Source organism: Microbacterium sp. GXS0129 (assembly GCF_044769785.1).
Lineage (GTDB): Bacteria > Actinomycetota > Actinomycetes > Actinomycetales > Microbacteriaceae > Microbacterium > Microbacterium nymphoidis.
In genome coordinates, this window is sequence record NZ_JBIZVZ010000003.1 from 116,549 (window position 1) to 139,388 (window position 22,840).

Annotated in this window: 23 protein-coding genes and 1 tRNA gene; 11 read left to right on the forward strand and 13 right to left on the reverse strand. The window is 68.5% G+C overall.

Going from position 1 to position 22,840, the window contains the following annotated elements:
* A complete protein-coding gene (gene mscL, locus ACIQJ5_RS10740; protein ID WP_402843684.1) occupies window positions 1–411 on the forward strand; it encodes a large conductance mechanosensitive channel protein MscL in 411 nt (136 codons plus the stop codon).
* A 49-nt stretch (window positions 412–460) separates the two neighbouring features.
* Here the strand turns inward: mscL and ACIQJ5_RS10745 are convergent, their stop codons facing one another.
* Window positions 461–649 carry a hypothetical protein gene (locus ACIQJ5_RS10745; protein ID WP_402843687.1) on the reverse strand — a complete coding sequence of 63 codons (189 nt, stop codon included), beginning with the start codon at window positions 647–649 and terminating at the stop codon, window positions 461–463.
* Complete coding sequence (locus ACIQJ5_RS10750; RefSeq protein ID WP_402843690.1) at window positions 639–4,361, reverse strand: AAA family ATPase; 3,723 nt, start codon at window positions 4,359–4,361, stop codon at window positions 639–641. The genes ACIQJ5_RS10745 and ACIQJ5_RS10750 overlap by 11 nt, the downstream gene beginning before the upstream one ends.
* 158 nt (window positions 4,362–4,519) lie before the next feature.
* Between ACIQJ5_RS10750 and ACIQJ5_RS10755 the strand changes: the two genes are divergently transcribed.
* The 3 genes from ACIQJ5_RS10755 (at window position 4,520) to ACIQJ5_RS10765 (ending at window position 6,490) form a co-directional block, all read left to right on the forward strand.
* Window positions 4,520–5,101: a methylated-DNA--[protein]-cysteine S-methyltransferase gene (locus ACIQJ5_RS10755; RefSeq protein WP_402843693.1), complete on the forward strand. Its 582-nt coding sequence runs from the start codon at window positions 4,520–4,522 to the stop codon at window positions 5,099–5,101.
* Between the two features lie 117 nt (window positions 5,102–5,218).
* Window positions 5,219–6,046, forward strand: a complete 828-nt coding sequence (locus ACIQJ5_RS10760; RefSeq protein ID WP_402843696.1) for a LuxR C-terminal-related transcriptional regulator — start codon at window positions 5,219–5,221, stop codon at window positions 6,044–6,046.
* Window positions 6,047–6,148: 102 nt separating this feature from the next.
* Complete coding sequence (locus ACIQJ5_RS10765) at window positions 6,149–6,490, forward strand: Lsr2 family protein (protein WP_231092212.1); 342 nt, start codon at window positions 6,149–6,151, stop codon at window positions 6,488–6,490.
* A 56-nt stretch (window positions 6,491–6,546) separates the two neighbouring features.
* Here the strand turns inward: ACIQJ5_RS10765 and ACIQJ5_RS10770 are convergent, their stop codons facing one another.
* Complete coding sequence (locus ACIQJ5_RS10770; RefSeq protein WP_231092211.1) at window positions 6,547–7,104, reverse strand: hypothetical protein; 558 nt, start codon at window positions 7,102–7,104, stop codon at window positions 6,547–6,549.
* Window positions 7,105–7,181: 77 nt separating this feature from the next.
* The gene (locus ACIQJ5_RS10775) at window positions 7,182–8,444 is read right to left on the reverse strand and encodes an ammonium transporter (RefSeq protein ID WP_231092210.1); all 1,263 of its coding nucleotides are present in this window, start codon (window positions 8,442–8,444) and stop codon (window positions 7,182–7,184) included.
* A 170-nt stretch (window positions 8,445–8,614) separates the two neighbouring features.
* Between ACIQJ5_RS10775 and ACIQJ5_RS10780 the strand changes: the two genes are divergently transcribed.
* Window positions 8,615–8,687 (forward strand) — tRNA-Arg (locus tag ACIQJ5_RS10780).
* Between the two features lie 36 nt (window positions 8,688–8,723).
* On the opposite strand, the gene ACIQJ5_RS10785 is transcribed toward ACIQJ5_RS10780, so the two are convergent.
* From ACIQJ5_RS10785 to ACIQJ5_RS10795, 3 genes are all read right to left on the reverse strand, one after another.
* Window positions 8,724–9,320: a hypothetical protein gene (locus ACIQJ5_RS10785; protein ID WP_231092209.1), complete on the reverse strand. Its 597-nt coding sequence runs from the start codon at window positions 9,318–9,320 to the stop codon at window positions 8,724–8,726.
* 21 nt (window positions 9,321–9,341) lie between these two features.
* On the reverse strand, window positions 9,342–10,244 hold the full coding sequence (locus tag ACIQJ5_RS10790) for a formylglycine-generating enzyme family protein (protein ID WP_231092208.1): 903 nt from the start codon (window positions 10,242–10,244) through the stop codon (window positions 9,342–9,344).
* A gap of 119 nt (window positions 10,245–10,363) precedes the next feature.
* Window positions 10,364–11,245 carry an EamA family transporter gene (locus ACIQJ5_RS10795; protein WP_231092207.1) on the reverse strand — a complete coding sequence of 294 codons (882 nt, stop codon included), beginning with the start codon at window positions 11,243–11,245 and terminating at the stop codon, window positions 10,364–10,366.
* A gap of 41 nt (window positions 11,246–11,286) precedes the next feature.
* Between ACIQJ5_RS10795 and ACIQJ5_RS10800 the strand changes: the two genes are divergently transcribed.
* Window positions 11,287–11,793: a MarR family winged helix-turn-helix transcriptional regulator gene (locus tag ACIQJ5_RS10800; protein WP_231092206.1), complete on the forward strand. Its 507-nt coding sequence runs from the start codon at window positions 11,287–11,289 to the stop codon at window positions 11,791–11,793.
* 6 nt (window positions 11,794–11,799) lie between these two features.
* On the opposite strand, the gene ACIQJ5_RS10805 is transcribed toward ACIQJ5_RS10800, so the two are convergent.
* The 4 genes from ACIQJ5_RS10805 to ACIQJ5_RS10820 all read right to left on the reverse strand — a co-directional run bounded on the left by ACIQJ5_RS10805 (window position 11,800) and on the right by ACIQJ5_RS10820 (window position 15,734).
* Window positions 11,800–12,297, reverse strand: a complete 498-nt coding sequence (locus tag ACIQJ5_RS10805; RefSeq protein WP_231092205.1) for an HNH endonuclease — start codon at window positions 12,295–12,297, stop codon at window positions 11,800–11,802.
* Window positions 12,298–12,653: 356 nt separating this feature from the next.
* Window positions 12,654–13,520 carry a M23 family metallopeptidase gene (locus ACIQJ5_RS10810; protein ID WP_231092363.1) on the reverse strand — a complete coding sequence of 289 codons (867 nt, stop codon included), beginning with the start codon at window positions 13,518–13,520 and terminating at the stop codon, window positions 12,654–12,656.
* 250 nt (window positions 13,521–13,770) lie between these two features.
* Window positions 13,771–14,988 carry a hypothetical protein gene (locus ACIQJ5_RS10815; RefSeq protein ID WP_402843705.1) on the reverse strand — a complete coding sequence of 406 codons (1,218 nt, stop codon included), beginning with the start codon at window positions 14,986–14,988 and terminating at the stop codon, window positions 13,771–13,773.
* A 44-nt stretch (window positions 14,989–15,032) separates the two neighbouring features.
* Complete coding sequence (locus ACIQJ5_RS10820) at window positions 15,033–15,734, reverse strand: metal-dependent transcriptional regulator (RefSeq protein ID WP_231092203.1); 702 nt, start codon at window positions 15,732–15,734, stop codon at window positions 15,033–15,035.
* Between the two features lie 97 nt (window positions 15,735–15,831).
* Here ACIQJ5_RS10820 and serC point away from each other — a divergent pair, with 97 nt between their 5' ends.
* Window positions 15,832–16,944 carry a phosphoserine transaminase gene (gene serC, locus ACIQJ5_RS10825; protein WP_231092202.1) on the forward strand — a complete coding sequence of 371 codons (1,113 nt, stop codon included), beginning with the start codon at window positions 15,832–15,834 and terminating at the stop codon, window positions 16,942–16,944.
* A 66-nt stretch (window positions 16,945–17,010) separates the two neighbouring features.
* On the opposite strand, the gene ACIQJ5_RS10830 is transcribed toward serC, so the two are convergent.
* Together ACIQJ5_RS10830 and ACIQJ5_RS10835 are read right to left on the reverse strand one after the other, a co-directional pair.
* Window positions 17,011–17,859 carry a DUF3027 domain-containing protein gene (locus tag ACIQJ5_RS10830; protein ID WP_402843709.1) on the reverse strand — a complete coding sequence of 283 codons (849 nt, stop codon included), beginning with the start codon at window positions 17,857–17,859 and terminating at the stop codon, window positions 17,011–17,013.
* Entirely contained in the window at window positions 17,852–18,235 is a 384-nt protein-coding gene (locus ACIQJ5_RS10835) for a cold-shock protein (RefSeq protein WP_231092201.1), read from the reverse strand. Before ACIQJ5_RS10835 ends, ACIQJ5_RS10830 begins: the two co-directional genes overlap by 8 nt.
* A 116-nt stretch (window positions 18,236–18,351) precedes the next feature.
* Here ACIQJ5_RS10835 and ACIQJ5_RS10840 point away from each other — a divergent pair, with 116 nt between their 5' ends.
* The 4 genes from ACIQJ5_RS10840 (at window position 18,352) to ACIQJ5_RS10855 (ending at window position 22,813) form a co-directional block, all read left to right on the forward strand.
* A complete protein-coding gene (locus ACIQJ5_RS10840) occupies window positions 18,352–18,627 on the forward strand; it encodes a multidrug ABC transporter ATPase (protein ID WP_231092200.1) in 276 nt (91 codons plus the stop codon).
* Between the two features lie 8 nt (window positions 18,628–18,635).
* On the forward strand, window positions 18,636–20,324 hold the full coding sequence (locus ACIQJ5_RS10845; protein ID WP_402843713.1) for a helicase-associated domain-containing protein: 1,689 nt from the start codon (window positions 18,636–18,638) through the stop codon (window positions 20,322–20,324).
* A gap of 51 nt (window positions 20,325–20,375) precedes the next feature.
* Window positions 20,376–22,019, forward strand: a complete 1,644-nt coding sequence (locus ACIQJ5_RS10850) for a DNA repair helicase XPB (protein ID WP_402843715.1) — start codon at window positions 20,376–20,378, stop codon at window positions 22,017–22,019.
* A 107-nt stretch (window positions 22,020–22,126) separates the two neighbouring features.
* Window positions 22,127–22,813, forward strand: coding sequence for a response regulator transcription factor (locus ACIQJ5_RS10855; protein ID WP_231092197.1), 687 nt, complete (start codon window positions 22,127–22,129; stop codon window positions 22,811–22,813).
* Window positions 22,814–22,840 lie beyond the last annotated feature (27 nt).

Here is a 22,840-nt window from a genome sequence, read left to right on the forward strand (position 1 = left end):
ATGATCAAGGGATTCCGGCAGTTCATCCTGCAGGGAAACGTCATCGATCTCGCGGTGGCGGTCGTCATCGGCGCCGCGTTCGGCGCGATCGTCACGAAGCTGGTCGAGGGGATCATCAATCCCCTGATCGCCTTCTTCTTCTCGGTGAAGAGCCTGGACAGCCTGGTGTGGACCGTTCCCAACCTCCAGGGCGGTACCACCGACTTCGGGATCGGATCGGTGATCGGCGCGATCATCAACTTCCTCGCCGTCGCCCTGGTGGTCTACCTCTGCCTGGTGCTGCCGATGAACAAGTGGAAGGAGCGTCAGGCCGCGAAGGCCGGCACCTCCGTCGAAGAGGAGATCGCCCTGCCCAGCGAACAGGAGCTGCTCTCGGAGATCCGCGACCTGCTCGCCAAGGACCGCGCGTAACACGTCTGAGAAAGGGCGCCGACGTCGGTCGGCGCCCTTTCTCGTGCCATCAGTAGTGCGGCGGGACGTCCTGGCGCAGTCGCGCATCGTTGGGCCCCTCACCCGCGGACACGGGCGCCGCGGCCTCGTCCTGCGTGACCGCCGGTTCGGCAAAGGTGCCGGGCGCTGCCGTCAGCTTCGCGCGGCGCGGGCCGACCCGGACCACGCGCTGCCGCGGGTTCGCCGGATCAGTTCCCATCGACCGGCTGAACATCGATCGGCTGCGTCTCGTCACCACGCGAAGGCGCCGGCTCCACACCGAGGAGCACCGCGATGCGCTGAGCGACACCGGCGGGGTCGCTGTACAGGTCGAAGGCGTGCACGCGCACGTAGTGCCAGCCGAGCTTGCGCAGCGCCTGCGGGCGCAGCCGGACGCTCTCGCGGAGCGACTGGTCGGCCACGTCCGGATCGCTCTCCACCACCACGGCCTTGTCGCCGTGGCGTGCCACGAGCGGGAGGATGCCACGGTAGTTGAGCTCGACATCCGCTCCGAGCTGTCGCAGCTCGCGCGCCAGCCCGCGGGTGAGCACATCGACGTCCTCTTCCGGATACACCTCGGCGGCTCGCTCGTCGACGCCGGCGAGAATGCCCATCAGCGTGGCGGCACCGTGCTCGAGGCGGCCGTCATCGAAGGCGGACGGCTGAATGCAGGACACGATCACCATCGAGCGCCGCGCCCGCGTCATCCCGACCGTCAGGAGGCGTTCTCCGTCGGGCGTGGACAGATCGCCGAAATCACTGAGCACACGGCCGTGCTTGGTGAGACCGAAGCCGAGCGAGAAGATCACGCGGTCGCGGCTCTCCGCCACCGACTCTTCGAGGGTCAGCACCGCGAACGGCTCGCCGGCGTCGCGCGAGACGAAGTCCGCGACATCCGAGCGACCGGCGAACGCCGCAGCCACGGAGCGACGGACCCGCTCGGCGTGCCGCCTGCTCGCGGTGACCACCATCAGCGACTCGCGCGGACGCTTCACCGCGTGCTGCACCACCAGGGCGACGACACGGGACACCTCCGCATCGGTGCTCTCCACCGCACCGGAGTCGGGATCGGGCGCGCCGAAGCCGCCCTCCACGTAGTCGACGCTGAGGCTGCCACGACCGAGGTACGACCCCGCCCACGGCAGCGACACGATCTCACCGCCGTAGAACGCGTCGTTCACCAGCTCGGCGAGGTCCTCGCCGCCGGCGCGGTAACTGCGCGTGAGCGTCTCCACCGGGACGACCTCCGCGAGCCGTTCGAACACGCTGGTGACGTCGAAGGGGTCTTCGGGCTCCCACTCGCCGTCATCCGATGTGGCGATGCGGAACGGCGTCGGAGCCTGGGTGGCCGGGTCGCCGAGAGCGACAATCTGGTGTGCGCGACGGATGGCCGGGGCCGCTTCGGCCAGGTTGATGGCACCAGCGTCGGCGATGATCGCCACATCGAAGCGGACGTCATCGCCCAGCGAGGGGACCTCGTAGGGCGAGGCGATCCACACCGGGGCGACGATGTCGGCGAGGTGGGGCGCGACCCGCACCAGCTCTCCCGGGCTCGGTGTGCCTCGCGTCAGCGTGTGCTTCAGGCCGATCGCTTCGTCGGGGTGATCCACGATGCCGATGCGCCAGTCGGTCGCGAGGCGCGCAGCCAGCAGCGGACCGGAGGCGGCGTTGTGCGCCTCGTCGACCAGGCGGAAATCGCGCTCCAGCCGATCCACGATGGAGGTGTTCGCACCGAGGAGGCGCCGGTCGTTCTGCAGCAGGTGTTCCAGCACCGACTGCCACCAGGTGAACTCGAGCTCGTCGCTGACCCGCTCCTCGTCGACGTGGCGAACAGAGAGCTCTTCCAGCAGGGGTTCCAGGCCCAGGCGCGCGAGCTCGGTGCGCAGGCTCGCCCGCTCCACGAGGTTGTCGAAGTACTTGGATTCCGCGGCCAGGCCCGCGAGCGTGCGCACGAGCTGTGCGACGGGCATGGCCGACAACCGCGCGGTGCCGGCGCGGCCGAGCACTGTGTCGAGTGAGGCGAGATCGGCGTGCACGCGCTGCCATGCCACCGTGACGTCGTGCAGGCCCACCGGGACCTCGGGCACGGCGCCCTGCTCGACGTAGCGCTGCCACTGCGTGCGCTGCTGCTGGATGCGCAGCAGCCCGGCGTGCATATCGGCGACGTGGACGCCGGGGCGCACGAGATCCCGCGACAGGTTCTTCAGGCGCCGCCGGTTGGCGTTGCTCATCTCCGCCGTACCGCGCCGCGGGCCGTGTGCATCGATCATCTCGCCCAGCGGACGCTCGAACGCGGTGGGCAGGAACTTGTCGAGGGACTCGCCGATGCCCTGCAGCAGCCGGAGGTACTCCCCCAGCTCGTCGACGGTGAGGAACGGACGCATGCGCGTCTGTGCGATCAGCTCGTAGCCGCGCTCCAGGAGGCTCGACACATCGCTCTTGTGAAGACGCGCGGCCAGGGCGTGTGCGTCCGTGGCCGATGCCGTCGTGCTGAAGCTGACGCCGTACCAGGGCGAATCGTCGGGCCCGAAGCGGAACTCGCCCAGGCGTGCGGCGAGGGTGAGCTTCTCCGCGGCCTCCCGACGTCCGCTGGCGAGAGCCTGCAGGGCGCGTGTGTCCAGACGCGCTGCGGTGTTCGGAGCGGTGGGTTTCTGCGCGAGCGCCGACAGCGCACGGGTGGCGTCGAGCGCGGACACGCCGAAGACGGGATGCGGCGCGGACAGCGCGGCACGATAGTCGGTGAGGATCGCACGCAGGCGCACCAGCGCCTCGTCCACATCGGCCACCTGCGGCTGCTCCGCCTTCTCGTTGCGGCCGATGGCGCGGATCAGGTCCTTGCGCACCGCGGCGGGTGCGATGGCGAGCGCGTCCAGACCGACACCCGCGAGGCGATGACGGATGCCGTCGAGCGTCGAGCGACGCGCGCTCACCACAAGCACACGTTTGCCCGAGTCGACCAGCGAGCCGACGGCGTTGATGATCGTCTGGGTGCCGCCGGTTCCCGGAAGCGTGGTGATGGCGAGGGACTGCCCCGCCATGATGCGCGCGAGCACCCGCTCCTGCTCGGAGTCGGCGTCCAGCAGCAGCGTGTCGGCAGCCGGCGCCCGGGTGTCCGGGTTGGTCGGCACCACATCCCCTCGCGCCGCCCGCAGCCGGGCCCGATCGTCCTGGTGGCCGCCGAGCGCGTTCAGCACCGGGTGATCCAGCGAACCGTCCCGGGACATCGCGCTGGCGACGTCGGCGAACACCGACACCACCAGACGAGGGTGCACGGAGAACGTGTCGATGCGGGCGGTGGCACGACGGAGGTGATCGATCACGGGCTGCGGCTTGAACACCCCGCCGTCGTAGGCGAGCGCCGCGAGTCTCGGGCCGTCGATCGTGATGCCGAAGTGCTCCTGCGCTGCGCGTACGAGCTCAGGGTTGATCTGGAAGTTGCCGTGGAGTTTGAGCTCGAAGTCGTGCTGATGACGGCGGATGGCGAGCGGGCGCAACAGCACGGGCGCGGTATAGGAGACGCCGCCGATCCGCCACGAGGCCAGCCCCACGGCCAGATGCACCGGATCCAGGCCCCGCACTGCGCGCAGTTCCAGGTTCTTGGTGGTGATCCGCTCGGCCGCGATGCGGGCTGTGCGGAGGGCCACCTCGTCGCGGAACAGTCCGGACAGCAGCGTGGAGCGGCCCGTGATGAACTGCGGGAGGCTGCCGGGATGGGCCTTGGTGATCTCAATTCCCGCTTCCGGGATGTCGTGGTACCGCAGCAGCGGAGAGGGACCGCCGAGGTCCGCCGCCTGGCGGACGATGGCGTCCCGTGTCGGCTGCGCGGCGTGGGTGACATGCACTCCGGGCGCGAGCGAGTCGATGTCGCCGGGAACGATCGGCCTCACCGTCGCGCCCGCACGCTCGTCGTCTTCGGTGTTGTCGTGCCGCACACGACCAGACTAGGTCGACAGCCCGCAGATTCGCCGTATTCCGCGCCGCGAGAGGGCGATCCCTCACCTCCTCCTCCCCCGATGGCCCGGCTCGGGAACTTGTCCGCATCGGCGCCCATGTCAGAAGACAGGCGCACAACGGCGATGATGATGTGGTCATGGAATACACCTGGGACGTCATATCCACACCCTTCGGCGCGGCCGTGGGAGTCGCCGGCGAGCACGGACTCGTCTGGTTCCACCTGATCGACGGAGACCCGCAGTGGGAGATCGAGCGCGTCTCGGCTCAGCTCGGTACCGTTCCGGAGAGCAGTCCGGGCTCCCTCGCTGAGCTGTGCGAGCAGATCGATGAGTATGCCGACGGCCGGCGACAGGAGTTCGATGTCGAGCTCGACTGGCGTCTGATCGACGGTTTCGCACTGGACGCGCTGCGAGCGGTGACCCAGATCCCCTACGGCACGACCGCGTCGTATGGCGAGATCGCGCTGGTCGCCGGGCGGCCGCGCGCGGCGCGGGCCGTGGGCACGGCCTGCCGGCTCACCCCGTTCTCCCTGATCGTGCCCGTGCACCGGGTCGTCCGCTCCGATGGCTCCGTTGGCGAGTACGGCGCGCATCCCGAGACCAAGCGTGCCCTGCTGGAACTCGAAGGAGCGATCGCTCCGCGCCCGGTGACTCGTCGGGCGGCACGCGCGGATGACGCCGCAGCGGAAGACGCGTTCGAAGGAGCGCTTCGCCCCTGATCCGGCGATATCCTCAAATGCTCGATCCCTCACCAGCACAGGCGCCACGCAGGCACCACGCAGCATCCCGGAGGCACGGTGAACGCTCGCACAGCACCGCCCAGTGAGGCGGAACTGGTGGCGCACGCGGTGAGCGAGCTTTCCCGCCGGACGGGATTTCCGGTGGCGTTCGGAGGGCTGTTCCGGGACGGCGAGGTGTCCATCACCGCGGTGCACGGCGCGCGCACCCGCAGCCTGGACGGTTTGCGTGTGCACCCGGAGCGCGGTCTCGGCGGCCGCGCGGTGGTCGAGCTTCGCCCTCGGATGACCAGCGACTACGGCGCGAGCCGCTCTATCACCCACGATTATGATCGAGCGATCCTCGGTGAAGGAATATCCACTCTTCTCGCGGTGCCGATCATTGTGGAGGGAATCGCGCGCGGCATCCTGTACGGCGGATCCTGGAGCGGTCAGCCGGTCGGCGAGGTGAACGCCGCTCCCGCATTCCAGGTGGCGGAAGCTCTCGCATCCGAGCTGCGGGTTCGCGATGAAGTGGAGCGCAGAGTTCGCATGCTCGGCACCACCGCCCCCTTACCGGTGGTCACCGACCCTCTTCCCGTCGCTCATCGCGAAGAATTGCGCTCCATCTACGCATCTCTTCGCCCCCTCATTAATCGCGCATCAGAATCGGATGCACAGCAATTGCGCGTGCTGTCCGCACGGTTGGCGTCACTCGCCGGCGATCAGCTTCCCGTGCCCGGAGCGGAAACCCCGCGGCTCGCGCCGCGCGAGGTGGATGTTCTCGCGTGGGCCGCGCTCGGCGGAACGAATGCGGATATCGCGCGGCAGCTCGGGCTCAAGCCGGGAACGGTCAAGGCTTATCTGGCCACTGCCATGTCGAAATTGGGTGTATCCACCCGCCTCGCCGCCGTGACGGAAGCGCGGCGGGCGGGAATCATTCCCTGAACATCCGCGCTGCGATCATTCTCATCGCTCGGATGTGCGCCACGCGGCATTCTGTGAAATTCCTCATGCATGAATGGTCCCGCATCTTCTATTGTTATCCCTATGGCAAAGAAGATCGTTCACCAGATCATTGACGACCTCGATGGCACTGTCCTCGAAGTCGGGGACGGCGAGACCGTTCATTTCTCGCTCGATGGCGTCGCCTATGAGATCGACCTGACGGATGACAATGCCGCGGCACTTCGCGCCGCCGTGGCACCGTTCATTGCCGCCGGTCGCCGCCTTGCGCGCACCGCTTCCGTTTCCGCCGCCGCCCCCAAGCGCGGCTCCGGCCGCACGGACCTCGCCGCCGTTCGCGCGTGGGCGAACGACAATGGCCACTCGGTCTCCGATCGCGGCCGCGTCCCGGCCAGCGTCCTGGAGGCCTACGACGCCGCTCACTGATCTTCACCGCACTCGGGCCGCTGCGCAGTTGTTGCGCAGCGGCCCGAGTGCTCTGATCAGGACGCCACCCGGGTGAGGAATCGCGTCAACGCGAGGCGGCCATGGCCGGTGACGATGCCGTCGTTTCCGCCGCCGACCAGCATCGTCATTGTCGGCTCCAGATCCTGAGCCTCCAGCGATGCGGCACCGGCGATCACGGTCACGGAGGTGACATCCCCGGTGAGGCCGGTCGGTTCGGTGACGGTCACCGTCGACAGCGTGGCGATGGCCTCGCGCTGGTCGAGACTGAGGCAGAGGAGACGGCTGATCCCGCGGGAGGCCCACCGGCGCAGCTCCATCGTGTCGCCCGCGGAACGCAGCACCTCACCGGAGCGCAGCGGCCGATACGAGCCCCGCTCCCCGATCGCGATCTGCGCCCCCGAGAGCCCGACCACCTGATAACTGGCATGGCGCTCGGGGAGCACGAAGGTCCCGGTGCGCGAGCGCAGCTCGATCACGTGCAGACCGGCATCGGACCAGCGCTCGTCGTCTGCGAGTGCGGTGAGGTGGCGAATACGTCCGTCGCCGGCGTCGAGTGGCCGTACAGCGACCGCTTGGTTGATCGGAGTGAACATGTCCCTGCCTCTGCGGTCTTGAAGAGTGTCGGGGCGGGAAGGCGCGTTGTGTGCGCTCCCGCCCCGTCTGGCCCAGCTCAGCGATCAGCGAGCACGTAGCCGGCCTCTCCGTGGATGACCTTGTCGATGCCCGCGATCTCGTCCTCGTCCTTGATGCGGAAGCCCAGCGTCCGATCGATGACGAAGCCGATGCCGTAGGCCAGGACGAAGGAGTAGACGAGCACCGCGAGCGCTGCGATCGCCTGGACCAGCAACTGCGTTCCGTCGCCGCCCAGGAACAGGCCGGTGCCGTTGGCGAAGAAGCCCAGGTAGAGGGTTCCGATGAGCCCGCCGATCAGGTGGATGCCCACCACATCCAGCGAGTCGTCGAAGCCGAGCTTGAACTTCAGCTCGATCGCGATCGCGCACACCGCGCCGGCGATGAGGCCGAGCAGGATCGCCCAGATGGGCTGCAGCGAACCACAGGCCGGCGTGATGGCCACGAGGCCTGCCACGGCACCGGATGCCGCACCCACCGAGGTGGGCTTCTTGTCCTTGATCTTCTCAACGACCAGCCACGCCAGCAGGGCGGCGGCGGGAGCCGCGATCGTGTTCACGAAGGCGAGCGCCGCGGTGCCGTCGGCCGCGAGCTCCGAACCGGCGTTGAAGCCGAACCAGCCGAACCACAGCAGTCCCGCACCCAGCAGCACGAACGGCGGGTTGTGGGGCACGTGGGCGCCCTTCTGGAATCCCTGACGCTTGCCCAGGACGAGAGCGAGGGCGAGAGCTGCGGCACCCGCGTTGATGTGGACCGCCGTGCCGCCGGCGAAGTCGATGGCACCGACGCCGAACGCCTCCTGAAGTCCGTGGGTGATCCATCCGCCGTAAGCGAAGCTGCCGTCATCGGCGAGGCCGAAATTGAACACCCAGCTGGCCACCGGGAAGTACACGACCGTCGCCCAGATAGCGGCGAAGATCATCCACGACCCGAACTTGGCACGGTCGGCGATGGCACCGGACACCAGCGCGACCGTGATGATGGCGAACGTCGCCTGGAAGGCCACGAAGGCGAGCGGCGGATAGGCCGCACCCTCCGGCACCTCGATCAGGCTTTCCAGCCCGACCGCCGACCAGTCGATGGCCCAGGGTGCGAGAGTGCCCTCTGCGCCCGGGAATGCGATGGCGTAGCCGTAGAGCACCCACAGCACGCCGATGAGACCGAGCGCACCGAAACTCAGCATCATCATGCTGATGACGCTCTTCGCCTTCACGAGTCCGCCGTAGAAGAACGCGAGGCCGGGAGTCATCAGAAGCACGAGCGCCGCCGCGATGAGAATGAACGCTGTATTTCCCTGGTCCATCCGAGTCCACCTTTCCGAGAGGTCGCGATCTGCGCGGGCGCGCTGCGACACCGCCCAATCTGGCGCACATGAATTTCCCAGCCGTCACGCGATTGTTTCCATCGCGTGACGATTTCCGCGGCTGTGCGCTCCGGTGAACCGTTCAGCGGTCAACTAAGCTGGGTAGTCGCGCCCCTGTAGCTCAGTGGATAGAGCGTCGGTTTCCTAAACCGTGCGTCGCTGGTTCGAGTCCAGTCAGGGGCACCGTAGACGCATCGACCACGACGGCGCGGCGGACCCTCACGCCGGGCTGAAGATCCTGAACCCGACCGACGCACCGAGCGTGACGAGGCGGTCGTACTCGGTCTCGGGAACCAGGTACAGGTGGTAGCTGTCGCTCTCCGTGTCGATGACGGTGAGAGCGTACCCGCGCGCCCGCACATGCTGCGCGATGCGCTCCAGTGCGGCCTCCGTGTCCTCGTCGGCGGCGAAGGGGATGTCGGCGAAGTCCAGCGGGGCATGAAGCGAAGCCGCCGCCCGCTCCAGCTGCCACACGATGTCCTCGGGGGCCGCCTTCCAGTCGATGTAGGCGCCGTAGTGAAACGGGGTCTCGTAGCCGGCGAGCCAGTAGACGAAGACGTCGCGCACCGTCGCGTCTTCATGCTCGGGTGCGACCTCACCGAAGCTCATGGTCTCGCACCAGCCCGGATACGCCGCTTGGAACGTCTCGTATCCCGTGGCGAGGAGGGCGATGTCCGCGGCGACCTGGGCGTCATCGTTGCTGATGATCGCAGCCATCGGCACCAGCGCGGCGTAGTCGACGGGCGGTGCCGGCTCCGGAGCCGCGGCGGGCGAGGCTGCTCGCGGCTTGCGTGAGAAGAAGTCGAAGATCCCCATGGGATGAATCTAGCGACCGGATCAGCGCGCGACGGTGCGGAAGCCGGCATTTCCCATCGACGAGTCCGGTGTGTTCTGCGAACGGGCGGAGTTACGGTACCGGTTGCAGTACGAGATGTGGCAGAGGTAACTGCCGCCGCGAAGAACGCGCACGTCTCCGCTGCGCGGACCTTGAGGGTCCGTTTCCGGTGACTGCGCGTAGTAGCCGGGGTCGAAGCGGTCCTCGCACCACTCCCAGACATTGCCCACCGTCTGCCACAGCCCGAATCCGTTGGGAGCGAAGCTCCGCACGGGTGCCGTCGTGCTCCATCCGTCCTCGGCGGTGTTGCGCGCGGGGAACTCGCCCTGGAAGATGTTCGCGCGCCAGCCGCCGTCATCCACCTCCTCGTCGCCCCACGGGTACTTCGCTGCGTCGAGGCCGCCACGAGAGGCGTACTCCCACTCCGCCTCCGTCGGAAGCCGACGCCCCGCCCACGCGCAGTACGCCTGAGCGTCGTTCCAGCTCACGTGCACCACGGGATGATCGCCACGGTCCACGATGTCGGAGCCCGCCCCGCCGGGATGGCGCCAGTCCGCACCCCGCACACCGCGCCACCACGGGGTCTGGGGCGGCACTCCCACGATGTCCTGTTCGGGTGCCGTGACGGCGAGGTGGAAGACCGCCGAGTACCCGAAGACCTCGGCCTCGGTGCGATAGCCGGTGGCGTCGACGAACGCCGCGAACGCGTCATTGGTCACCGACGTGGCGTCGATCGAGAACGCCGACAGCCGCACCCGATGGCGCGGGGTCTCCCCGTCCGCGGGGTTCTCATCGCCTGAGGAGTCGCCCATGGTGAACGAGCCTGCCGCGATGGCGACCTGCTCGATGGCATGCGTCCCTCGCGCAGAGGACGGCGGCGGCGGGCTGGCGGTGCCGATCTGCATCAGCGAGGACCGAGACGGAGCACCGCACCCGCAACCACAACCGCTCTCCTGGTCCACGCGTTCATCTCCGTTCGGCTCTGCCGCACGTCGCCGGCTCGACGACGCGCCTGCTTGCGAGCCTATCGGGAGAGCGTGGCGCCTCGGCCGCGGCGGCTGCGTGTGCCGATGACGACCCCCGCGACCACGAGCGCCATGCCGATCGCCTGCGCCGGGCCGAACAGCTCTCCGGCGAACGCGACGCCCAGCAGCACGCCGGAGACCGGGTTGAGCAGGCCGATCGCACCGATCGCCGCAGCAGGCAGCCGCTGCAGGCCGGTGAACCACACCACGTAGGCGAGAGCGGTGGCCACCAGCGACACGTAGAGGAAGCCGAGCCACTGCGTCGCGCCCGCCGGTACGGGCGGTGCACCCTCGACCGCGGCGGCCACCGGAATGAGCATCACGGCGCCGGCGATCAGCTGCCACGACGCCAGGGTCACGGGCGGGATGCCCGCTCCCCACTTGGCGGTGAGGACGAATCCGATGTTCGAGGAGATCATCGCAGCCAGCGATGCCAGCACTCCCCAGCCGCTGACGTCGGACGTGCCCACCCCGAGCATCACCACAACGCCGACGACGCCGATCACCGCTCCCGCGACCGCCATCAGCGTGGGACGCTGCGCAAGGAAAGCCCAGCCGAACAGGAGCATCGCCCCGGCCGATGCGGACATCAGGGTGGCGGCCAGGCTGGATGGCAGCAGGGTTCCGGCGAGGTAGATCAGCGCGAAGAAGCCGCCGACGTTCAGCACGCCGAGGACGATCGACCGCCACCACCACGCGCCGTGCGGCAGCCGCCGGGCGATCAGCAGCAGGACGATCCCGGCCGGCAGCGCACGGTAGACGCCACCCCAGAGCGGGATGCCCGCGGGCAGGAAGTTCCGAGTCACGAAGTACACGCTCCCCCATGCGATCGGTGCGATCGCCGCGATGAGGATCCACTTCAGACGCCCATTATCTTCCATAGAAGATAAATTACACCTTCCATGGAAGATAGATTGTCCCCATGGCTGGAGATCCCCGTGACGAAGACCGCGTCGACCTGATCCTCGCCGAGTGGCACCGGGAGCGACCGGATCTCGACACCACGCCGCAGGCCGTCATCGGCCGCCTGCACCGGCTGGCGGCGATTCTGGATCGTGCCCTGGACGAGGAGTTCGCGAAGTTCGGCATCTCACAGGGCGAGTTCGATGTCCTCGCGACGCTCCGCCGGGCCGGCGCCCCGTATCGCCGGAGCGCCGGAGAGCTGGCGGAACGCACCATGATCTCAACGGGCGGGCTCACGAAGCGTGTCGACCGCCTGGCCGCACGCGGCCTCGTCGAGCGCGAAGGCGACGCAGACGACCGACGTCGCCGCCACATCCGCCTCACCCCCGCGGGGTTCGACCTGGTCGAACGCGCCGTCGAAGCCCACACCGCGAACGAGCACCGGCTGATCAGCGCCCTCGGCGCCGACGCCTCGACTCTGGCGGGCCTGCTCAGCCGCTGGCTGCGCGCCCTCGACGTCGACTGACGCGGGTCAGGCGGCCGCGCTGAGATATGGAGCCCAGGCCGGCTCCGCCCGCTCCGTGCCGCGCACGGTCCACTGCGAGCCCCGCGGCGGCTGCGGGATGAACCGCAGCTCCCAGCCCATCTCGTGCGGCGTCCGGTCGCTCTTCACGTTGTTGCAGCGCAGGCAGCAGGCGACGAGGTTCTCCCACGAGTCCGCTCCCCCACGCGAGCGCGGCATCACGTGGTCGATGGTGGCTGCGGGTTTGGCGCAGTAGGCGCACCGGTATCCGTCCCGCCGCAGCACGCCCCGCCGTGTGACGGGGACGTTGTATGTGGCGGGCACGCGCACATAGCGCGAGAGCAGAATCACCGCCGGGCGGTCGTACACGCTACTCGTGCCCCAGACCGGCGAGTCCTCCACCCGCTCGATGATCGTCGCCCGGTCGTTCATGACCAGCAGCAGTGCTCTCTTAAATGAGACCACCGCGAGCGGTTCGTATCCTGCGTTCAACACCAGCGTGCGCATCCGTCATCCTCTCGATTCGCCCCGGCTGGTTGCCGGGTTTCACGATGCGTTGCGACGCGGTCGGATCATCCCGGAACGACACAGGGCGCCACCCGTGCGGATGGCGCCCTGCGAGAGCTCGCGGACATGCTCGATTGCGGCAGGTGATGCTCATGCACGCGCGACTGACCCACACCCGTGGTTCGGATGCTCGTCGTCGTATACATGTGCGCCCTCCGCTTTCGACCGGCGTCAGGACACAGCGTAACCCCGACACGCCCGGGAGGCATACGACGCGCAGGTGAACATCCCACGTCCGAAGCGTACGAGAGAGGGGCATCGCACGCGTGCGATGCCCCTCTCTCGTACTGGTAGCGTCAGCCGGCGTTCGCGACCAGGAAGGCGTAGGAGTCCACGAGGGAGCCGTCCAGGCGAACCTCGAGGTGAAGGTGGTTGGCGGTCGATCGGCCGGTGCTGCCGACGAGACCGATCAGCTGGCCGGCCTCGACGTGGTCGCCCTCGGAGACCACGCGGGATCCGGACGTCATGTGACCGTAGCGGGATTCGACGGAGGTGCCGTTGACGTCACCGGTGATCTCGACGAAGTTGCCGTATCCGCCGTAGCTCTCCGCGGAGATGGTGACCGTGCCCGCGTTCATCGCGTAGATCGGAGTGCCGGCGGCGATCAGCAGGTCGGAGCCCTCGTGTCCACGGCCGGCGCCGAGAGTGTCGCCCAGGACGAAGCCCGTCACCGGCCACACGAACGTGCCCGTGGCGCCGGAGAAGGTGGGGACGTTGGAGAAGTCGATCGAGACCTTCTTGTCGGCCGCCGCCTTCTTCGCCGCCTCGGCTGCCGCAGCAGCCTCCTGCGCGCGACGTAGAGCCTCTTCTTCCGCCTTCTTCTGGGCGATCTCCGCGGCGGTCGTTGCCGCATAGGCATCGCGCTGCACGGCGTCGCCGGTGACATCGGATGCGACCACCAGCGCCTGGGCACCGTTGGACGCAGCCTGCTGCAGGGTCAGGCCCTGGTTGTCGGCGGCGGCGCTGTTGGCGCCGTTGTATGCGCCGTAGGCCGACAGGCCGACGGTGCCGATCAGACCGGCGACGATCACCAGGCTGCCGAGAACGCGCGCGGGTCGCGCCCGTCCCCCGCTCGCGGGGCGTACCTGGCGGCGCGCACGGCGCACCACCTCTCCGGTCGACTCCGGCGTCCCCTCAGACTCGGGCGGGTTCGACTCGTTCACTGCACTCAAGCTGGTTCCTCCGTCGCCTCCACGCCCATGGCGTCCGGCTCGTCGGCACTCGGTTCAGGGCACTTTGTGCATCGGGACCCACGGAGGTGACGAGCCGTCGAGGCAATTCCGGGGTGTCCTTCGGCCAGCTTGCGCCGACGGACAATTCCAGAGTACGGGAATGTAACGATTCTGTCACTCTGAATCCCAAACTCTCAGGATGAGCCTCACGGATCGGTCACCGATCAGGCCTTTCCTCTGATCACTTCAGCTGGAACTGCGAGGCGACCGCGTCGAGAACCTCCTGCGGCACCTCGGTCCCATCGCAGCGAACCGCGATCTCGTAGGTGCGATCGCCCGCAACGTCCACACGCGCATAGCTGACGGAGGCCTTCTCGTAGTCCCCCGTGCTGACCTCGGAGTATCCGGAGAACTCGTACAGGGTCCCGTCGGGTCCCGGAACCAGCAGCGGGGCAATCGGCGAGGCCGTCGTTCCCGGTGCCGCGTACTTCTGCGCCAGCTCCCCCCAGTACTCACTCCCGTCCCGGTCGTCGTCGCCGAAGGCTCCCTCGTTGGAGTGCAGCGCGAAGTAGCACGGGCTGCGCCACGCGTCATCGCCCGCGGGAGCGGCGGGCCCGAGAAGATGCTCGGGATCCGTCGTGTCGTAGGGGGCCCAGTCGGCCGACTCGGCCATCGCGAGCACCGTCCCCGCCGGCAGATTCGCCGACATGTCCAGCGTCACCGTCCCCTCGGGAGCAGGTGCGCCCGCCGTGGGAGCACCCGGGTTGCTCGCTCCCGCCACCGGTGTCGCTGGCCCGGTTTCGGGTGCCGCCGTGAGGATGCGTGCTGCAGCACCACCGACGACGACGATGATCGCCAGCGCAATCAGGACGAGGACAGCCCAGCCCCAGCTGGGAAGTCCGTTCGCCCGAGGGGCAGCCGCATATCCGGGCGGCACGGCGAGAGGCGGCGCAGGGGCTGGCAGCGACGTGCTGTCCGGTGCCGGTACGGGATACGAGCTGGCGGGGTGCTGCGCCCCGGCGTACGGGGCCCCGGCATGAGGCGCACCCGCATGTGACGCACTGGCGTGCGGTGTCCCGGCGTACGGTGTCCCGGCGTACGGTGTCCCGGCGTACGGGCTCCCGGTGTACGGTGTCCCGGCATACGGCGTTCCGGTGTACGGTGTCCCGGCATACGGCGTTCCGGTGTACGGGATTCCGGTGTACGGGATTCCGGCGGGAGCCGAGGGCGGCCCCGCGGGCGCTCCCGCGGTCGGTGCCGGCGGATAGACGGGCGGAACGTACGGTGTGCCGTAGGGAGGCAGACCGCCATACTCCGGCCTCCCGTTCGGCCAGGTGCGCGCAGCGGAAGGTCCGAGCCCGAGCTCCTCGGAGCTGCGCTGTCCGAGCGGCATCGGGGCGAAGCCGTCGAACCCGCCGGAGTCGGGCGGCGTACCGCCCGTGTTCTGTTCACCCGCCATGTCGTCCCCCTTGGACTGGCCGTGTGCTGTCGTGCGGCCCGGGATCAGCGCCGGTCGTCGACCAGGAAGATGTGGCCGGCGATCTCCACCGGAAGCTCCAGACCGTCAGCGTGACCGTCCATCTCCACCAGCACGTAGCCCTCGTTGAAGCGGAAGCTGCCGTGCGCGCCCGGGAGAACGCCGGCGTCGCGGAGCTGCTCGAGCAGCTCCGGGTCCACCTGTGCCGGTTCGGCGAGGCGTCGCACCGTACCCTCGATCGGCGTTCCCGCATCGGTGAGCCGGTTCACCAGCCCGATCACGCCCTGTTCGAACTCCGTGGCCACCTCGCTGCCCAGCACGTCGAGTCCAGGGATCGGGTTGCCGTACGGAGACTCGGTCGGGTGCCCGAGCAGCTCGATGAGCCGGCGCTCGACCTGCTCGCTCATCACATGCTCCCAGCGGCATGCCTCATCGTGCACATAGGCCCAGTCGAGGCCGATGACATCGGAGAGCAGCCGCTCGGCGAGGCGATGCTTGCGCATCACGTCCACGGCCTTGGCCCGGCCGCTCTCGGTCAGCTGCAGACGGCGATCGTCCGACACGACCACGAGGCCGTCACGCTCCATGCGCCCGATCGTCTGTGACACCGTCGGCCCGGAGTGCCCCAGCCGCTCGGAGATCCGCGCGCGCAGCGGAGTGATGTTCTCCTCTTCCAGCTCGAGGATGGTGCGCAGGTACATCTCGGTGGTGTCGATGAGATCAGTCATGTGCCCCTCACGATCGCGACGATTGTCCCCTCCAGCCTATCCGTCACCGAGCGTCACGCGGTCAGGGGCGCCCGTTCACCCGCCCTAGAATCTGTTCATGGCGAGCGTTGAGATCCCCCGTGACCTTCTCCCCTCCGACGGACGCTTCGGCTGTGGTCCGTCCAAGATCCGCCCTGAGGCGGTGTCCGCCCTCGCAGGAGTGGGATCGTCGCTGCTCGGCACCAGTCACCGTCAGGCGCCCGTGAAGAACCTCGTGGGTTCGGTGCGTTCTCAGCTCGCTGAGCTGTTCCAGCTCCCCGAGGGCTACGAGATCATCCTCGGCAACGGCGGATCCACGGCCTTCTGGGATGCCGCCGCGTTCGGCCTGATCGAGAACCGTGCTCAGAACCTCGTGTTCGGTGAGTTCGGCGGCAAGTTCGCCGCGGCTGCGAAGGCTCCGTGGCTCCAGGCGCCGGACGTCCGCACGGCGGAGCCGGGCTCGGTGGCATTCGCGGAGGTCGTGGATGGCGTGGACGTGTACGCCTGGCCCCACAACGAGACGTCGACGGGTGCTGCGGCTCCCGTCACCCGTGTGGACGGCGGTGAAGGCACCCTCACCGTCATCGACGCCACCAGCGCGGCCGGTGGGCTGAACGTCGACATCGCCCAGACGGACGTCTACTACTTCGCACCCCAGAAGAACTTCGCCTCCGACGGCGGACTCTGGTTCGCAGCGGTGTCCCCCGCAGCACTGGAGCGGATCGCGCGGATCAATGCCGGTGACCGTTACATCCCCGAGTTCCTGAATCTCCAGACCGCGGTCGACAACTCGCGCCTCAATCAGACCCTCAACACCCCGGCTCTGTCCACACTCCACCTCTTGGACAGCCAGCTTCACTGGATGCTGGACAACGGCGGCCTGAGCTGGGCGGCATCGCGCACGGCGGAGAGCTCCGGAGCGATCTACGCCTGGGCGGAGGCGTCGGATGTCGCCTCGCCCTTCGTCGCTGATCCGGCATACCGCTCCGGAGTCGTCGCCACCATCGACTTCGACGAGAGCGTCGATGCCGCCGCCATCGCCGCGACTCTGCGCGCGAACGGCATCGTCGACACCGAGCCGTACCGCAAGCTCGGCCGTAACCAGCTCCGCATCGCGACCTTCGTCGCCATCGAGCCCGAGGATGTCCGTCAGCTGCTCCGCTCGATCGACTACGTGCTCGCGAACTCCTGACGAATACGACGGGGGCCGGACGATCTCATCGTCCGGCCCCCGTCGTATTCCGCTGAGGGGAGGTCGTCACTCCTCGTCGTCATCCTCATCCGAGTCATCGGACTCGTCGTCATCGTCCGAGTCGTCATCGTCGTCGTCCTCGGGATCCTCGTCGTCCGAGTCATCGGACTCGTCGTCATCCGATTCGTCGTCGTCATCATCGCCCGAGTCGTCGTCCGAGTCATCATCGTCCGAGTCATCGTCGACATCCGCGTCACCACGCTGCGGGTCGAGTTCGTCGATGTCGACGCCGTCCACATCGCCGGAGTGCAGGATCGGCGAGCCGTCGGAGTCGAAATCCGCCTCGTCCAGGTCGTCATCGTCATCGTCATCGTCGATGTCCGCCGACGGGGCGTCGTCGTCGGCGAGGTCGACATCCTCATCGTCACCGGCGGTCTCCGCGGCCTCGGCGAGGGCCACCTGTGCGGCCTGATACTCCGCCAGCCGAACGGCCCACGGGACCCAGTCCGGGGCGAGGAGTGCGTCCTCCCCGGGCAGCAGCTCTGCTTCGAGGACCGTCGGTTCCGCGCCGGCCACCCGTGCGACCGAAACGGTCCAGAACCAGCCGGGATAACCCAGCAGATTGTTCTCGAACAGCAGCGAGACCACCCCGTCCGCCTCCACCCGGTGACCCACGGGAGCACCGATCGAGGCCGCGGGAGTGATCTCGCGCAGTGCCGCCAGGGCGATGTCGTGTGCTGCCAGCAGTACCGGGTCCGCGACCTCAGCGGGCCGCTCTGCCGACTCTGCAGGCGCGTCGACAGCATCCGCAGGCGCGTCGACGGCATCCGCAGACGTGCTGATCGCGTCCGTGGGCACCTCGGCAGCGGAGGACGGCGTCGGCGAGCCGGGCTCGGGCGCGTCGGTTTCAGGCATCCAGCTCATCCGCAACCTTGCGCAGCACGGTGGCCACCTTGCGGGCGTGCGAGGACGAGGGGTAGCGACCGTGGCGCAGATCGCCGCCGATGCCGTCGAGCAGACCCACCAGGTCCTCGATGATGACCGCCATGTCATCGGCGGGCTTCCGGTTCTTCTTCGCGAGGCTGACCGGTGCGTCGATGACACGCACGGAGAGGGCCTGGGGCCCGCGCTTGCCCTCCGCGACGCCGAACTCGACGCGCGTACCCGGCTTGGGCGCGGGGGCGCCCGCCGGAAGAGCTGTGGCGTGCAGGAAGACGTCCTGGCCGTCCTCCGACGTGATGAATCCGAAGCCCCGGTCCTCGTCGTAGAACCTGACCTTGCCGCTGGGCATGCTGACCCCTTCGAACTGGTGCACGGCGCGGCGTGCTGATGGAAATCACGGCCCGACAGTTTGTGCGGGGCCGCACCTTCAGCCTAGCGGTCCACGGGGCGACTACGCTGGGACTGATGAACACCCAGAATCAGACCGACGACCTCCCCGTGAAGCGGATCGATCGCATCCTCGCGTTCAGCTCCGTGGTCCTCATCGGTCTGTCCATCCTGTGCTTCATCGCCATCATCGTGGCCACGGCCGTGCATGCCGACTTCGGTGTTCCGATCTGGGGCGTGATCTTCACGTTCATCAACGTGGCTCTGCCCGTGGGTGTGCTCCTCTTCTTCGTGCTCCTGATCATGAACCTGGTGCGGCGTTCGCGGGCCGCCAAGCAGTCCCGGAAGGGCTGACCCGGGCGATGTCCCTGGACGCACGGGGTCTGGCCGGTGCGCTCGCCGCACTGAGCGACACCGAGCTGCGCGCCGTTCTCCGTGCTCGTGGCGCCTCCCCGACCGCATCCTGGCGCGATCCGTTCGATGCGGCAGAGGCACTGCTGGAGCCGTCATCGGTGCGCGCCGCGCTGGCCACACTCACCGCGGCCGAGGCGTCGGACCTGCACTCGGCGGTCATGGACGGCACCGCAGCGACCGATGTTTCCGGCACCCTGCGCGCGCTCGCTCTCGTGGACGGGGGCGCGCCGTACCCGAGCGTCGCCGAGGTCGTGCGCTCTCTGCCCGACGTGCCTGCTCCGAGCGACGCCGTCGCTGTTGCGAAGGACTCCCCGTCTGCTGCCGAACACGCGTTCACCGCGGCCGGGCAGCTCGCCGACCTCCTCCTCACCTCCTATGTCCGCCCGCTCGCGGTGATCGGAACGGGCTCGATCGCCGCCGGTGACCGCAAGCGGGTGGTGGAGGACGGCCTGGTGCGTGATCCCGACGACATCGACGACCTGGTCTGGATCGCCTCCCGGGCCGGCCTGCTACGACTGGTGGAGCGCGAATGGCTGGTCTCCACCGCAGCCGCGGGGTGGTTGCGGGCCGGCACCGCCGAACGGTGGCACCACCTCGCAACCACCTTCCGGGATCGGCTGCCGCTGGGGCTCCGCCGCGGCCAGGGCTGGGCGCCGCCGGAGGACTGGCAGCAGGCATATCCGTGGAACGCCGACTGGCACGCGAGCACGTGGCTTCACCGTGCGAGCATTCTCGGCCTCATCGATGCCCGCACGCTCGCTCCGACGCCGTGGGCACTGAACGACGACGAAGCATCGCGCGAGCTGCTCGCCGCGCATCTGCCGCACGAGGTGGACCGCGTCTATCTGCAGAACGATCTGAGCGTCATCGCGCCGGGCCCGCTCGCGCCGGCGCTGGACATCCGGCTTCGCACGATGTCCGACCGTGAGTCGCACGCACAGGCCTCGACCTACCGCTTCACGCCGGACTCTCTGCAGCGCGCCCTGGCGCAGGGCGAGACCGAGGACAGCGTGCGCGATTTCCTCGGGGATCTCTCCCTCACCGGCATCCCGCAGCCGCTGTCCTACCTCATCACCGAGACAGTGCGCCGGCACGGCGCGATCACGGTGGGCGCCGATCCGGTCAGCGGTCGCACGCGGGTGCGGGTCAGCTCCGACGCCCTGCGCGAGATGCTGAGCATCGACCAGACGCTGCGCCCCCTGGGACTGCTGCGCGACGGAGACGACCTGGTCTCGCGGGTGGGACGCGACAGCGTGGCGCGTGCTCTCGCCGACGCGCACTATCCCGTAGCCGCGGTCAACGCGGCAGGAGAGCCCGAGCCCTTGCAGGCCGGGAGACTCGCACCGGACGACGCGACGGACCTGATCACGCCGGATCTGGATCCCCTGGTCGCACGGCTGCGCTCCGCCGATGCCGCAGACCTCGAATCGGCGTGGATGCAGCGCGAGCTCGAGGCAGCGGTGCACGCCCGAGCACTCCTGCACGTCACGGTCTCGCTCCCGGACGGTGCCGAGCGCACCTTCACGCTCGAGGCTTCGGGAATCGGCGGAGGGCGCCTGCGGGGCCTGGACCGCGCGGCCGACGTCGAGCGGGTGCTGCCGATCTCCCACATCACGCACCTCGCGGTCGCGAGCTGATCCGCCGACTCCCGGCGCCCGCGCGTGCAGGGGCGGCTAGACTGGATCGCTATGGCTGACGGACCCCTCATCGTGCAGAGCGATCGCACCGTGCTCCTGGAGGTGGCGCACCCGGACGCCGAATCCGCGCGCCACGACCTCGCGGTCTTCGCCGAACTGGAGCGTGCTCCCGAGCACATCCACACCTACCGCATCACCCGTCTGGGGCTCTGGAACGCACGCGCCGCCGGCCACTCCGCCGAGGACATGCTGGCGACTCTGGATCGCTACTCGCGCTTCCCCGTGCCGCCGTCGGTGTCCGTCGACATCCGCGAGACCGTGAACCGCTACGGCCGGCTCGTCATCGAGCGCGACGACGAAGGCCAGCTGATCCTGCGTTCCGGCGATGTGCCGGTGCTCGCCGAGGTGACGCGCAACAAGCGCATCCAGCCGCTGCTGATCTCCCACCCCTCCCCCGACACCTACGTGATCGACACCTGGGCGCGCGGGCAGATCAAGCAGGAGCTGCTGAAGATCGGCTGGCCCGCGGAGGATTTCGCCGGCTACACGCCGGGCACTCCGCATCCGATCGGCCTTGTGGAGGACGGCTGGGAGTTGCGCCCGTACCAGCGCCAGGCCGTCGACACGTTCTCCGAGGGCGGCTCCGGAGTGGTGGTCCTCCCCTGTGGCGCGGGAAAGACCCTGGTCGGCGCCGGGGCGATGAGCGCGACCCAGACCAACACGCTGATCCTCGTGACCAACACGGTCAGCGCACGCCAGTGGCGCGACGAGCTGCTCAAGCGCACCACCCTCACGCCCGAGGAGATCGGCGAGTACTCCGGCCAGACCAAGGAGGTCAAGCCGGTCACCATCGCCACCTATCAGATCCTCACCGCCAAGCGGAAGGGCGACTACGCGCACCTCGCCCTTCTCGACGCCCTCGACTGGGGACTCATCGTCTATGACGAGGTGCATCTGCTGCCGGCGCCGGTGTTCAAGCTGACCGCCGACCTGCAGGCGCGCCGTCGGCTGGGCCTCACCGCCACGCTGGTGCGCGAAGACGGGCGCGAGGGCGACGTGTTCAGCCTCATCGGGCCGAAGCGCTTCGACGCCCCCTGGAAGGAGATCGAAGCGCAGGGGTTCATCGCCCCCGCCGCCTGTTACGAGGTGCGGGTGGACCTTCCGGATGATGATCGGCTGGAGTACGCCGCAGCGGCAGACGACGAGCGGTACCGCATGGCGGCGACCGCCCCGGCGAAGATCCGCACCGTGAAGGACCTCGTCGCCAAGCACGCCGGTGAGCAGATCCTCGTGATCGGGCAGTACCTGGATCAGATCGACACCCTCGCACAGGCGCTCGATGCTCCGCAGATCACGGGGGCGACGCCCGTCGACGAGCGGGAGAAGCTCTTCAACGCCTTCCGCACCGGGGAGATCTCGGTGCTGGTGGTGTCCAAGGTGGCCAACTTCTCGATCGATCTGCCCGATGCATCCGTCGCCATCCAGGTGTCGGGCTCGTTCGGCTCCCGCCAGGAGGAGGCACAGCGCCTCGGGCGTCTGCTCCGTCCGAAATCGACCGACGCCACGGCGAGTTTCTACACGCTCATCGCCCGCGACACCGTCGATCAGGACTTCGCGCAGAACCGACAGCGCTTCCTGGCGGAACAGGGCTACAGCTACACCATCCTGGATGCGGATTCGCTGACGCCCGCCTGACACTCGCCTGGCCGTGTGCTGTGTGCACACTGTCTTTCGCCCTCGGCGTGAGCGATTTCCCGCGCTCCACTGCCGATTCATAGGCGCGGGTGGACATAATGGGGGGCATGACAGCACCGCGCATCCTCATCGTGGACGACGAACCGAACATCCGCGACCTGCTGACCACAGGTCTGCGCTTCGCGGGTTTCCAGACCCGTTCGGTCTCCAACGGCGCGCAGACGATCTCCGCCGTTCTGGAAGAAGAGCCCGACCTGATCGTCCTGGACGTGATGCTTCCGGACATGAACGGATTCAGCGTCACGAAGCGGCTGCGTGAGGCCGGCTACACGGCGCCCATCCTGTTCCTGACCGCCAAGGACGACACCGAGGACAAGATCGCCGGCCTGAACGCGGGCGGCGACGACTACGTCACCAAGCCGTTCGCGCTCGATGAGATCGTCGCGCGCATCCAGGCCATCCTCCGCCGCACCATGCAGGCCGATGAGGAGTCGGTGATCCGGGCCGGCGAGCTGACGATGGACCAGGACACGCACGACGTCTTCGTCGGCGACGCCGCCATCGACCTCAGCCCCACCGAGTTCAAGCTGCTGCGCTACCTGATGCTCAACCCCAACCGCGTGCTCAGCAAGGCGCAGATCCTGGACCACGTGTGGGAGTACGACTTCAACGGCGATGCCGGAATCGTGGAGAGCTACATCTCCTACCTGCGACGCAAGATCGACCCTCACACCGAGGAGTCGCTCATCCAGACCAAGCGCGGCTTCGGCTACATGCTGAAGACCGCCAAGTGACGGACACCTCCTGGAAGAACACGACGA